Here is a 12,815-nt window from a genome sequence, read left to right as displayed (position 1 = left end):
CCGGCGCGTCCGGCCAGAGTTGAGCGGCTGATGTCGGACCGGTCCCCTACCGTCAGGCGCATGAGCTCAGCCACCCTCCGTCACCAACCGTCACCAGGAGGGCGAGAACCATGCGGACAGCACACCCCGCGGCCGGGCGTCGAGAGTGGATCGGGTTGGCGGTGCTTGCCCTGCCCACCCTGCTGCTGGCGCTCGACCTGAGCGTGCTCTACCTGGCCCTGCCGAGCCTCAGCGCGGACCTCGGCGCCGACAGCACCCAGCAGTTGTGGATCACCGACGCGTACGGCTTCCTGGTCGCCGGTTTCCTGGTCACGATGGGCACCCTGGGCGACCGGGTGGGCCGTCGACGCCTGTTGCTGATCGGGGCCGCTGCGTTCGCCGTGGTCTCGGTGGTGGCCGCCTACGCGCCGAACCCGCCGCTGCTGATCGCCGCGCGGGCGCTGCTCGGCGTCGCCGGGGCCACGCTGATGCCCTCCACACTGGCCCTGATCAGCAACATGTTCCAGGTCCCGGCTCAGCGCGCGGTCGCGGTCGGGGTCTGGATGAGCTGCTTCATGGGCGGGATGGCGGTCGGCCCGGTGATCGGCGGGGTGCTCCTCGAGAATTTCTGGTGGGGCTCGGCGTTCCTGCTGGGCGTGCCGGTGATGGCGGTGTTGCTGGTGACCGCGCCGCTGCTGCTTCCGGAGTTCCGCGACCCCCAGCCCGGTCGACTGGACCTGGTTAGCGTCGCGTTGTCGCTCGCCACCATCCTGCCGGTGGTCTACGGCCTCAAGGAGCTGGCCCGGCACGGTTGGCGCCCGCTGCCCGCGCTGGCGATCGTGACCGGCCTGCTGGTCGGGGTGGCCTTCGTCCGGCGGCAGCGCCGGCTGCCTCACCCACTGCTGGACGTGGGCCTCTTCGGTAACCGCACGTTCACCGCCGCGCTGCTGGTGTTCCTGCTCAACGGTCTGTTGATGGGCGGCACCTTCCTGCTCGTCAGCCAATGGCTGCAACTGGTCGAAGGGCTGTCCCCGCTGCGCGCCGGGCTGCTGCTGGTGCCGCAGGCGGTGGCGATGATCGGTGCGACCACAGTGGCACCGTTGCTGGCCCGCCGGTTCCGGCCCGGGCACGTGATGGCCGTCGGGCAACTGGTCACGGCGGCGGGCTTCCTGCTACTCACCGGAGTGGAAGGCGACAACGCCCTCCTCGTCGTCCTGGTCGCCTTCGTCGTCGCCTCGGTCGGGATCGCATTGCCGTCGGCTCTGGTCACCGACCTGATCGTGGGGTCGGCGCCTCCTGAACGGGCCGGCTCGGCAGCGTCGATCTCCGAGACCAGCGGCGAGTTGGGCATCGCTCTGGGGGTGGCGGTCCTGGGCAGCGTGGGCGCCGCCGTCTACCGTGCCGAGCTGGGCCCGGAGCTGCCCGCGGGGCTGCCCGCCGAGGCGGCGGCGCGGGCCCGCGACGGGCTGGCCGGCGCGGTGACGGTCGCCGGTGAGCTACCAAGCGGGGTGGGCGGCCCACTTGTCGACGCCGCCCGGGCGGCCTACACGAGCGGTCTGGTCGCGACGGCTACCGTCGGTGCCGTCCTGCTGCTCGGGCTCGCCGTGGTCGCCGCGTTGGCGTTCCGGTCGGTGCCGCCCTACGCGCCGGTCGCTGCCGAGCCGGCCCAGCCCGAGGAGACAGCGCCGGCCGCCGGCCAGCACTGATGCGCCCTCATGCCGCGACCAGGTTTCGCCCCGCACGGGCCCGGGGCGGTCAGTCGAGAAGCGCGTCCAGGGCGACGGTGAGGCCGGGGCGTTTGCGCACCGCGCGGACGGCCAGCAGCACACCCGGCATGAACGACACCCGGTCGTACGAGTCGTGCCGGATGGTGAGCGTCTCGCCGGTGGTGCCGAACAGCACCTCCTGGTGGGCGACGAGCCCGGTGGCGCGTACCGCGTGGATGCGTACCCCGTCGATCTGGGCGCCGCGCGCACCCGGCACCTCGTCCTTGGTGGCGTCCGGGACCGGCCCCAGCCCGGCCTCGGCGCGGGCCCGGGCGATCTGCCGGGCGGTGTGGGTGGCGGTGCCGCTCGGCGCGTCCAGCTTGCGCGGGTGGTGCTGCTCGATGATCTCGACGGACTCGAAGTACCGGGCGGCCCGCGCGGCGAACTGCATCATCAGCACCGCGCCGATACCGAAGTTCGGGGCGATGACCACGCCCACCCCGGGCTTGTCGGCCAGCCAGCCGCGCACCTGCTCCAGCCGCTCGGCGGTGAAGCCGGTGGTGCCGACGACGGCGCTGATGCCCTGCGAGATGCACCACCGGAGGTTGTCCATGACGACGTCCGGCGTGGTGAAGTCGACGACCACGTCGGCACCGGAGGCGGCGGAGAGGTCGTCACCCTGGTCGATCGCCGCGACCAGGTCGAGGTCGGCGGCCGCGTCGACCGCCTTGCAGACCTCGATGCCCATCCGGCCCCGGGCACCCAGCACACCGACCCGGAGCGGCTCGGCCGGGGTCTTTCCCTGCTCGTCAGTCACGGGGCACAACCTATCCCAATCGGGACGGGCCCTCCCGGCCGGATCCGCTGTGCTCCACCGGCCGGGACGCCCGACCGGGTCGCCTCGACCGGGCCGGGCGGCAGACCTCAGACGGTGAAGTCGCCAGCGCCGAACGGGCCGACCACGGCCAGCGACATGGGCCGGCTGAGCAGCTCGGCGGCGAGGACGTTGACGTCCTGCACGGTGACCTCGTCGACCCGGCGGAGCAGCTCGTCGACAGGCATCAGGTCGCCGTAGAGCAGCTCGCCCTTGGCCAGTCGGCTCATCCGGGAACCGGTGTCCTCCAGGCCGAGCACGAACGAGCCCTTGCTCATCCCCTTGCCCCGGGCCACCTCGGCCTCGGTCAGCCCGTCGGCGGCCACCCGGGCCAACTCGGCGCGGGTCAGGGCCAGCACCTCGTCCACCTTTCCCGGCGCGCAGCCGGCGTAGACGGCGAACAGGCCGGTGTCGGCGTACTGGCTGGCGTAGGAGTAGACCGAGTACGCCAGGCCGCGCTGCTCGCGGATCTCCTGGAACAGGCGGCTGGACATGCCGCCGCCGAGCACGTTGTTGAGCACCCCGAGCGCGAAGCGCCGGTCGTCGAGGCGGTCGATGCCGGGGCAGCCGAGGATGACGTGCGCCTGCTCGGTCTCCTTCGGCTCCACCAGGGTGGTCGCCGGCTTGGTGCGTACCGCCGGGGTGGCCGACCGGTGCGGTGCCGGCGTGGCCGGGTCGCTGTCCAGCGGGGTGCCCCGCACCGCCTGGCGGACCATCTTGACCACAGTGGCGTGGTCGAGGTTGCCGGCGGCGGCGATGACGATCTGCGGGGCGGTGTAGCGGCCCCGGTAGAAGCTCTGGATCTGCTTGCGGGTCATCGGCGTGACGGTCTCGGCGGTGCCGGAGATCAGCCGACCCAGGGGGTGGTCGCCGTAGACGGCCTGGACGAAGAGGTCGTGCACCTCGTCACCGGGCTCGTCGTCGTGCATGGCGATCTCTTCGAGGATCACGCCACGCTCGGTTTCGACGTCCGCCGGCTCCAGCAGCGAGTCGGCGACCAGGTCGCACATGACGTCGATCGCCAGGGGCAGATCCTCGTCCAGCACCCGCGCGTAGTAGCAGGTGTATTCCTTCGTGGTGAACGCGTTCGTCTCACCACCCACCGCCTCGATCTGCGAGGAGATCTCCAGCGCGGTGCGCTTGTGGGTGCCCTTGAACAGCAGGTGTTCGAGGAAGTGCGCGGCACCGGCCTGCGGACCGGTCTCGTCGCGAGAACCGACCGCCACCCAGACGCCGAACGAGACGCTGCGCATCGTCGGGATCGCCTCGGTGAGGACGCGCAGGCCGCTGGGCAGCACGGTACGTCGTACCGTGCCGCCCAGCGGGTCGTCGCTCAGCGTTCGGGTCACCGCGCGGGCGGTGCCGCCGGAGCGGCCCGCCCCGGTGTCCCGAGAGGCCACCCCCCGTCGATCCGGTGGAAACGGCGCACTGAAGGCCCGACTCACGTGGTGCTCCCGGTTCGACGAGGGGTGGGTGATGCGTTGTACGACGGTCAGCTGTGCCGGGTCCGGCGGCGCGGACGCTCGCCGCCCTCGCCACCCTCGCCGCCGCCACCGTTGCCGCCCTCGCCGCCGCGCTCCGGGCCACGCCCGCCACGGTCGCCGCCACGCTCGCGGTCGCCACGGTCACGCGGAGCCCGGTCGCCCCGGTCCCGACCAGCCGGCCGGTCGCCAGCGGCGGCCTCACCGGCGGCCGGAGCCTCGGTGCCCTCCGGGCGGACCTTGTCCAGGTAGATCTTGCCGCGGGCATCGATGTCCGCGATCTCGACCTCGACCCGGTCACCGACGTTGAGGAAGTCCTCCACGCGCTCGACCCGCTTGCCGTCGCCCACCTTGGAGATGTGCAGCAGGCCGTCACGGCCCGGCAGCAGCGAGATGAACGCACCGAACGCGGCGGTCTTGACCACCGTGCCGAGGAACCGCTCGCCCTGCTTCGGCAGCGTCGGGTTGGCGATGCCGTTGATCCGGTCGACGGCCGCCTGGGCCGACGGGCCGTTGGTGGCGCCGACGTAGATCGTGCCGTCGTCCTCGATGGAGATCTCGGCGCCGGTCTCGTCCTGGATCGCGTTGATGGTCTGCCCCTTCGGGCCGATCACCATGCCGATCTTGTCCACCGGAATCTTGACGGTGGTGACCCGCGGCGCGTAGTCCGACATCTCGGCCGGAGCCTCGATCGCGGCCTTCATGACGCCGAGGATGACCTGCCGGGCCTCGTTCGCCTGCTGCAACGCGGCGGCCAGCACGTCCGACGGGATGCCGTTGAGCTTGGTGTCGAGCTGGAGCGCGGTGACGAACTCCGGCGTGCCGGCGACCTTGAAGTCCATGTCACCGAACGCGTCCTCGGCACCGAGGATGTCGGTGAGCGTCACGTACTGGGTCTTGCCGTCCACCTCGTCGGAGATGAGCCCCATCGCGATGCCGGCGACCGGCGCCTTCAGCGGGACACCCGCGGAGAGCAGGCCCAGCGTCGACGCGCAGACCGAACCCATCGAGGTGGAGCCGTTGGAGCCGAGCGCCTCCGACACCTGCCGGATGGCGTACGGGAACTCCTCGCGCGACGGCAGCACCGGGATCAGCGCACGCTCGGCGAGAGCGCCGTGGCCGATCTCGCGACGCTTCGGCGAGCCGACCCGGCCGGTCTCACCGGTCGAGTACGGCGGGAAGTTGTAGTTGTGCATGTAGCGCTTGCGGTTCTCGGGGGACAGCGTGTCCACCATCTGCTCCATGCGGAGCATGTTCAGCGTGGTGACGCCCAGGATCTGGGTCTCGCCCCGCTCGAACAGCGCCGAACCGTGCACCCGGGGCAGCACGCCGACCTCGGCGGTCAGCGCCCGGATGTCGCGCGGGCCACGCCCGTCCATGCGGACCTGCTCACGCAGCACGCGGTTGCGCACCTCGGACTTGGTGAGCGACCGGAAGGCAGCGCTGAGCTCCTTCTCCCGACCCTCGAACCGCGCGCCCAGCTCCTCGGCGACCCGGGCCTTGACCCGGTCCAGGGCTTCCTCGCGGTCGGCCTTGCCGGCGATGGTGATCGCCTCGGCGACCTCACCGCGAGCCAGCTCGGAGACGGCGTCGTACACGTCGTCCTGGTAGTCCAGGAAGACCGGGAACTCGGTGACCGGCTTGGCGGCGACCTCGGCCAGCTCGCTCTGCGCGCGGCACAGCTCACGGATCGCCGGCTTGGCGGCCTCCAGGCCGCTGGCGACGATCTCCTCGGTCGGGGCGGTGGCGCCGGCCGAGATGAGGGCGACGGCGTTCGGGGTGGCCTCGGCCTCGACCATCATGATCGCGACGTCGCCGTCGTCGAGCGTGCGGCCGGCCACGACCATGTCGAAGGTGGCGCGAGCCAGCTCCTCCAGGGTCGGGAAGGCGACCCACTGGCCGTCGATGTGGGCGACGCGGGTCGCCCCGATCGGGCCGGAGAACGGCAGGCCGGAGAGCTTGGTCGACATCGAGGCGGCGTTGATCGCCACGACGTCGTACGGGTGCTGCGGGTCGAGCGCGAGGATGGTCTCGACGACCTGGACCTCGTTGCGCAGGCCCTTCACGAAGGACGGGCGCAGCGGCCGGTCGATCAGCCGGCAGGTGAGGATCGCGTCCTCGCTGGGCCGACCCTCACGGCGGAAGAACGAGCCGGGGATGCGGCCCGCGGCGTACATCCGCTCCTCGACGTCGACGGTGAGCGGGAAGAAGTCGAACTGCTCCTTCGGGTGCTTACCGGCGGTCGTGGCGGAGAGAACGACCGTCTCGCCCAGCTGGGCGATGACGGAACCGGCGGCCTGGCGAGCCAGCCGGCCGGTGGAGAAGGTGATCTCGCGGGTGCCGAAGGACCCGTTGTCGATCACGGCGGTGCGGGATTCGGTGCCGAGTTTGGTCTCGGTCATGTGCTGTCGTGCTCCTTCGCGTCGTGGGCCCACGACATCGGGAAGCTGCTCAGCCGGCCGGTCTTCGATCGAAGCGCCCGGGTGGCCGGCTTGATGCCGGGGTTCCCGGGGGCCACTACCGGAGACCGGTACGCTGACCGGCTCCCTCTCGGGTGGTCGCGCGGCCCGTGTTTCCTCAGGTGGGACGCGGTACGGGGGAGCGGCCGGTCGGCCACTCCCCCGTCACGTCACCGGCGCAGGCCGAGCCGCTCGATGAGCGACCGGTAGCGGGCAATGTCCTTCTTCTGGACGTAGTTGAGCAGCCGACGGCGACGGCCGACCAGCAGCAGCAGCCCACGGCGGCTGTGGTGGTCGTGCTTGTGCACCTTCAGGTGCTCGGTCAGCTCGGCGATCCGCTTGGTGAGGACCGCGACCTGGACCTCCGGCGAACCGGTGTCGCCCTCGGCGGTCGCGTACTCCGCGCGGATGCTGGCCTTGGCTTCCTGGTCGAGCGCCATGTTCTCCCTGTTTCGATGGGTTGATCAAGTAGGTGTCCGTCGTCCCGATGGACCGGGAACGGACCGGTACCTCGCACCCGCGGCGTCGAGCAGGCACGCGAGGCCCCACGCCGGTCACCCGACGTCTCGGCAAGACTACCAGCACTCGCCGGTAACACCCGGCGAAGGGCCTCGGCGGCCGCACCACGACGCTCAGGCCAGCGCGCGCCGGGTGCGTTCGACGTCCTGGTTCATCTGGGCGATCAGCGGCTCGATCGAGTCGTACTTGATCTGACCGCGCAGGTGCGCCACGAAGTCCAGGGCCAGCCGCTCGCCGTACAGGTCACCGGTGAAGTCCAGCGCGTACGCCTCCACCCGCCGCTCCCGCCCGGAGAACGTCGGGTTGGTGCCCACCGACACGGCCGCCATCAGCGGCTCGTGCTGCCCGCGACGGATCAGCCGGGCCGCGTACACCCCGTCGGCCGGGACCGCCGCGTACCGGTGGCAGAGCAGGTTGGCGGTGGGGAAGCCCAGCTCCCGCCCCCGTTGGTCGCCGCGGACCACCACACCTTCCAACCGGTGCGGGCGGCCGAGCGCGGCGGCGGCCGCGCCGACGTCGCCCGCGTCGACGCAGGAGCGGATGTACGTGGAGGAGAAGACGGTGCCGTCCTCGGCGACGAGCGGGCTGCCCTCCACCCCGAAGCCGAAGGTCTGACCGAGCCGCTCCAGCAGCGCCACGTCGCCGGCTGCCCGGTGCCCGAACCGGAAGTTGCCGCCGACCACCACCAACGCGCAGTGCAGGTGCTCGACCAGGACGTCGTGGACGAACTGCTCGGCCGGCAGCCGGGAGAACTCCGGTGTGAACGGCACCACGCAGAGCACGTCCACGCCGAGTTGCTCGATCAGTTCCGCCTTACGGGCCTGCTCGGTGAGCACCGCCGGATGTGAGCCGGGGCGGACCACCTCGGCCGGGTGCGGGTCGAAGGTGAGCACCACCGACTGCACGCCCAACTCCCGGGCGCGGGCCACGGTGTGCCCGATGGTCGCCTGGTGCCCCTTGTGCACGCCGTCGAAGACGCCGATGGTGACGACCGAGCGTCCCCACCCACCGGGCGCCGCGTCGTACCCCCGCCACCGCTGCATGCCGTTCCCTCCTGCTGTCCCGCCGGCCGGCGGGTCGACACCGCCGGCCACGGGCCGGCGGACCTGCGTCCCGCCGTCAGGCCGGGGCGAGCACGATCTCCGCGCGGGCCCGGCCGTCCCGCTCGCTGACGATAGCGATCAGGCCGCCCGCCGGCCCGAACACGGCGTACGGCCCGGTGCGGCCGGTCGGGTCGAGCGGCCCACCGTGGGCCAGCACCCGGGCCTCGTCGGGCGTGGCCTCCCGGCGCGGGAAGAACCTGTCGGCCGCCGCGTCCAACGGCAGGTTCACCACGTCCGGGGCGCGCTGCTCCAACTCGTCGAGGGTCGCCGCCTCGGCGAGGGTGAAGCCACCCACAGCGGTCCGCCGCAGGGCCGTCAGGTGGCCGCCGACGCCGAGCGCCAGGCCCGCGTCCCGGGCGATGGCCCGGATGTACGTGCCGGAGGAGCAGGTCACGTCCACGTCCACGTCCACCACGTCCGGCTCGGTGCGGCGGATCGCCAGCACCTCCAACCGGGAGATGGTGACCCGCCGCGCCGGCAGCTCGACGCTCTCCCCGTCGCGGACCCGCTTGTACGCCCGCTGCCCATCGACCTTGATGGCGCTGACCGCGCTCGGCACCTGGTCGACCTCGCCACTGAGCGCCGCCAGCGCCGACCGGATCGCGTCGTCGGTCACCAACCCGGCCGGCGTCGTGGCGACCACGTCGCCCTCGGCGTCGTCGGTGACGGTGGCCTGACCGAGCCGGATGGTCCCCGTGTAGCTCTTGCCCGCGCCGATCACGTAGGTCAGCAGCCGGGTGGCCCGGCCCACGCCGATCACCAGCACCCCGGTGGCCATCGGGTCGAGGGTGCCGCCGTGCCCGACCCGGCGGGTCTTCGCCAGCCGGCGGATCCGCGCCACCACGTCGTGCGACGTCATGCCGCCGGGCTTGTCGACCACGATCAGACCATCGGTGCTCACGACGCCCAAGCCTGCCAGATGGGAACGCCGGTCAGCGGACGGCCCCGGGCACCGCCCACCTGCCGCTGCGCAGACGCAGCAGCAGGGCGACCAGTCGGATCATCACGAACAGGGTGAGCCCGGCCCAGATGCCGCCCAGCCCGAGGTTCAGCGCGTACGCCAGCCAGATGGCCGGCAGGAAACCGCCGAGCGCCGCCACGATGGTGAGGTTGCGCAGGTAACGCACGTCGCCCGCGCCGATCAGCACGCCGTCGAGGGCGAACACCACCCCGGCCAGCGGCAGCATGGCGACGAACCACGGCCAGGCCACCATGGCCTGCTCGCGTACCTGATCGTCGGAGCTGAACCAGGACGGTACGACGCCCGCGCCGGCGGCGACGAGCAGCGCGAAGCCGACGCCGCAGATGCCGCCGAGCAGCCCGATCCGGCGGGCGAGAGCCCGGGCGCCCGCGTCGTCGCCGGCGCCGAGCGCGGCGCCGACCAGGGACTGGGCGGCGATGGCCAGCGCGTCGAGCACCAACGCGGTGAAGAACCAGAGTTGTAGGGCGATCTGGTGGGCGCCGACGGCGGCGGCACCGAAGCGGGCGGCGACGGCGGTCGCGGAGAGGAAGCTGGCCTGGAACGCCAGCCCACGGATCAGCAGGTCGCGGCTGAGCACCAACTGCTGGCGGATCACCCGCGGCCGGGGCCGCAGCGACACCCGCTCGGCGACAAGCGCCGCGGCGAAGAGCCCCCCGCAGAGCGTCTGCGCGACGGTGTTCGCCACCGCGGAGCCGATCAGCCCCAGGCCGGCCGGGTAGACAAGCAGCGGGCAGAGCAGCGCGGAGAGCACGTTGGGGCCGAGCACGAAGAACAACGGGCGGCGGGTGTCCTGCACACCGCGCAACCAACCGTTGCCGGCGGCGGCGAGCAGCAGGCCGGGGGCGCCGAGGGCCGCGATCCGCAGCCAGTGCGCGGCGGCGTCGGCCACGTCGCCAGCGCCGCCGGCGAGGGTACGCGCGAGCGCGCCACCGCCGAACTGCATGCCGATCGCGATCAGCAGACCGACACCGAACGCCAGCCAGGACGACTGGACTCCCTCGGCTATCGCGGCTGCCCGGTCACCCGCGCCGAAGCGACGGGCCGCCCGCCCGGTGGTGCCGTACGCGACAACGGTGCCGACCCATGCGGTGAGCGTCATCACCGTGCCGCCGACGGCGAGCGCGGCGAGCGGCACCCGGCCGAGGTGGCCGACCACTGCGGTGTCGACAAGCACGTAGAGCGGCTCGGCGGCAAGCACCACGAGGGCCGGCAGGGCGAGACTGGCGATCCGCCGGGGCGAGGCGGTTCGCTGGGCGGCGGTGGTGGCGGTCTGGCTCATCGCCGCCGATCCTGGCACGACTGCGGTAAGGATCGCAATCCAGCCGGCAGCTTACTCAGCCGGTGGGCCGCGCTCGGGTTCGTCGCGAATCGGACCCCTTGCTTGACCGCTTTGGAGCTGATGTCGTGAACGAATCAGGTCGCGATGTCGCAAGCGATTCAGCTCCAGAGGCGTGCGGGAGCGGGAGCGCCCGACCAACCCGGGCCGCGCCGCCTGACGGCCCGGCCCCGGTGACCGCAGCGTGCCTACTTGACCGCAGCGTGCCCACCTGGCCGCTTCGCCACCGACCGGTCGGCCCCGACCGTGGTCGACGGCGACGTCACCGCTGGCCGGGTTGGATCACTGACGGGTGTCCATCGAGGTCTGCAGAGCGCGGCGGGCCTGCTCGCGGGCGTCGTCAGTGGTTTCGGGCTTGGGCTTGTTCGGCATGGTGGTGGTCCTTCCAGGGAGCGAGCCACCGGCGCGCGGCGGCCCTCGCGGGCGGTCGTGCTGCGCGCCCCACGACGGTCCGGGATTACCGGAGCAGCCGACTGGGCAGCGTGAGCCCGGGTCGATCCGACCCTGGAGGGAGGCAGCACGAGGTGTGGCGCCACCACCCATGACCTGCACCGCTACGCGGTACCCGGCCGTCTCCCAAGTTATCGTTCAGGTCCATATGCTGCTCTCGGTTCCCGCCATTTGGACAAGCGGCGACCCGGCTCAACGGGCCAGGAAGTGCCAGCCCAGCCACCACCAGAACCCGAACAGACCGATCCGGCCCACCGGCACCGAGCCGACCTCGTAGCGCATCACGTACGCGCAGACCTCGCCCAGGGTGGGGATCCGGGAACCCTCCCGCCGGGCCATCCACTCGACCACCGCGAAGAGGACCAACGCGGTGAGGAAACCGCTGATGGCGAGCACCCGCATCATCGCCGCACCAGCCCCCAGAAGGCGGCCAGCCAGGCGAACCACGCCGCCGACCGGGTCAGCTCATCCTCCAGGAGAGGGTCGGCCAGCCGGGAGAAGGTGGGAAAGTCGTCACCGACGGCCAGCACGAAGGTCACCCCCTCGAAGACCCCGAAGACCACCACCGGCACCGCCCACCAGACCGCCCCCGAGCCCAGCCGGCGCGGTGCCGGACGGCGCGACACCCGATTGCTCAGACCGAGCCAGATCAGCACCCCGCCGGTGCCGATGGTGAACAGATTCGCCTCGGTGGAGAACGACGCGAACCGACCACCGACGAGCGACAGACAGACGAGGACGGGAACGGAGACGGCGGGCCGGTCCCAGGCACGGGGGGCCTCCACGGTGAGGTCGTGCGGCTGCTCCATCCCGCAATTCTTCCCGGTCTCACCGAGCGCGGGAAGACCAACACTCCCCGGAGTTGACAGTGATCCTCGGTCCGGTCAATCGATGACCGCGAACGTCGACGTCAGGCACCGGGGCCGAGCAACGCCCCGTCCAGTTGGTCGCGGATCGACTCGACCACCTGCTCGACGGTGCCCCGGCCGGTGAATCCCGCCGCGAACCGGTGGCCGCCACCACCGAGCGTGACCGCGACCCGGCTGACGTCCACAGCGCCCTTGCTGCGCATCGACACCGCCCACTCGCCGGGCGTGGTCTGCTTGAGCACGCAGCTCACATCCGCCTCGGCGGTGCACCGCACCGAGTCGATGAGCGCCTCCAGCACGTACGGCCGCTGATCGTGCCGGGCCAGGTCCTCAAGGGTGGCGAAGGTCCAGACGAACCCTCGGCCGCCGGCAGCCGCCGGCTCCAGCCGTGCCCGGCCGAGCACCTCACCGAAGAGACGCACCGCGCCGAAGGGCCGGGTGTCGAAGACCCGGCGGGAGATGTCCCCGGGCGAGATGCCTGTCGCCAGCAATCGGGCAGCAAGCTCGTGTACGGCCGGAGTGGTCGCGGCGAACCGGAACGAGCCGGTGTCCGTGGTCAGCGCCACGTAGAGGCACTCCGCGATGGCCGGGTCCAGCACGACGCCGAGCCGGGTCAGCAGCTCCTCCGCCACCACCGACGTGGCCGCGGCGCCCGGGTCCACCAGACTGACCGTGCCGAAGCCCTCATTCGAAGCGTGGTGATCGAGCACCAGCGCCGCACCCGCCGACGACAACCGCCCGGCCAGCTCACCGAGGCGCGACTGGCTCGCCGCGTCGAAGCAGATCACCAGGTCGGGTGCCGGGTCGGCGACGTCCGCCGGGACCAGCAGGTCCAATCCGGGTAGCCCTCGGAACGGCTCGGGCACCTCCGGCGGCCCGGGGAACGTCGCCTGCACCTCGCGGACGCCGATCTGCCGCAGCCCCAGGCCGAAGCCGAGCATGCTGCCCAGCGCGTCACCGTCCGGGTTGATGTGGCAGATCAGCAGCACCCGGCCACCCGGCGGGACAGCCCGCACCAGCGCCTCGGCCGCGGCCCAGTCCATCTCGGCCGGGCCGA

Annotated in this window: 11 protein-coding genes; 1 reads left to right on the top strand and 10 read right to left on the bottom strand. The window is 72.1% G+C overall.

Annotation, left to right across the window (positions count from 1 at the left end):
• Positions 1-110 precede the first annotated feature (110 nt).
• Positions 111-1,685, top strand: coding sequence for an MFS transporter (locus tag AB0F61_RS00570; RefSeq protein WP_357801688.1), 1,575 nt, complete (start codon positions 111-113; stop codon positions 1,683-1,685).
• 49 nt (positions 1,686-1,734) lie between these two features.
• Here AB0F61_RS00570 and dapB read toward each other — a convergent pair whose 3' ends face one another.
• From dapB to AB0F61_RS00520, 10 genes are all read right to left on the bottom strand, one after another.
• Positions 1,735-2,502 carry a 4-hydroxy-tetrahydrodipicolinate reductase gene (gene dapB, locus AB0F61_RS00565; RefSeq protein WP_357801685.1) on the bottom strand — a complete coding sequence of 256 codons (768 nt, stop codon included), beginning with the start codon at positions 2,500-2,502 and terminating at the stop codon, positions 1,735-1,737.
• A 107-nt stretch (positions 2,503-2,609) separates the two neighbouring features.
• The gene (locus tag AB0F61_RS00560) at positions 2,610-4,004 is read right to left on the bottom strand and encodes a pitrilysin family protein (protein ID WP_357801682.1); all 1,395 of its coding nucleotides are present in this window, start codon (positions 4,002-4,004) and stop codon (positions 2,610-2,612) included.
• 47 nt (positions 4,005-4,051) lie between these two features.
• Positions 4,052-6,442, bottom strand: a complete 2,391-nt coding sequence (locus AB0F61_RS00555) for a polyribonucleotide nucleotidyltransferase (RefSeq protein WP_357801680.1) — start codon at positions 6,440-6,442, stop codon at positions 4,052-4,054.
• 227 nt (positions 6,443-6,669) lie between these two features.
• Complete coding sequence (gene rpsO, locus AB0F61_RS00550; RefSeq protein ID WP_030337594.1) at positions 6,670-6,939, bottom strand: 30S ribosomal protein S15; 270 nt, start codon at positions 6,937-6,939, stop codon at positions 6,670-6,672.
• A gap of 192 nt (positions 6,940-7,131) precedes the next feature.
• Entirely contained in the window at positions 7,132-8,061 is a 930-nt protein-coding gene (locus AB0F61_RS00545; RefSeq protein WP_357801677.1) for a bifunctional riboflavin kinase/FAD synthetase, read from the bottom strand.
• Positions 8,062-8,137: 76 nt separating this feature from the next.
• On the bottom strand, positions 8,138-9,022 hold the full coding sequence (gene truB / locus AB0F61_RS00540) for a tRNA pseudouridine(55) synthase TruB (RefSeq protein ID WP_357801674.1): 885 nt from the start codon (positions 9,020-9,022) through the stop codon (positions 8,138-8,140).
• 31 nt (positions 9,023-9,053) lie between these two features.
• On the bottom strand, positions 9,054-10,382 hold the full coding sequence (locus AB0F61_RS00535) for an MATE family efflux transporter (RefSeq protein ID WP_357801671.1): 1,329 nt from the start codon (positions 10,380-10,382) through the stop codon (positions 9,054-9,056).
• Between the two features lie 699 nt (positions 10,383-11,081).
• Complete coding sequence (locus AB0F61_RS00530; protein ID WP_357802072.1) at positions 11,082-11,291, bottom strand: DUF6186 family protein; 210 nt, start codon at positions 11,289-11,291, stop codon at positions 11,082-11,084.
• Positions 11,291-11,698 (bottom strand): hypothetical protein, encoded by a 408-nt coding sequence (locus AB0F61_RS00525; RefSeq protein WP_357801668.1) that lies wholly within the window; start codon positions 11,696-11,698, stop codon positions 11,291-11,293. Before AB0F61_RS00525 ends, AB0F61_RS00530 begins: the two co-directional genes overlap by 1 nt.
• 101 nt (positions 11,699-11,799) lie before the next feature.
• A complete protein-coding gene (locus tag AB0F61_RS00520) occupies positions 11,800-12,801 on the bottom strand; it encodes a bifunctional oligoribonuclease/PAP phosphatase NrnA (protein ID WP_357802070.1) in 1,002 nt (333 codons plus the stop codon).
• Between the last annotated feature and the right edge of the window lie 14 nt (positions 12,802-12,815).

Origin of the sequence: Micromonospora sp. NPDC023888, from assembly GCF_040639415.1 — a bacterium.
Lineage (GTDB): Bacteria > Actinomycetota > Actinomycetes > Mycobacteriales > Micromonosporaceae > Micromonospora.
This window is presented reverse-complemented; position numbering and strand designations above follow the sequence as displayed.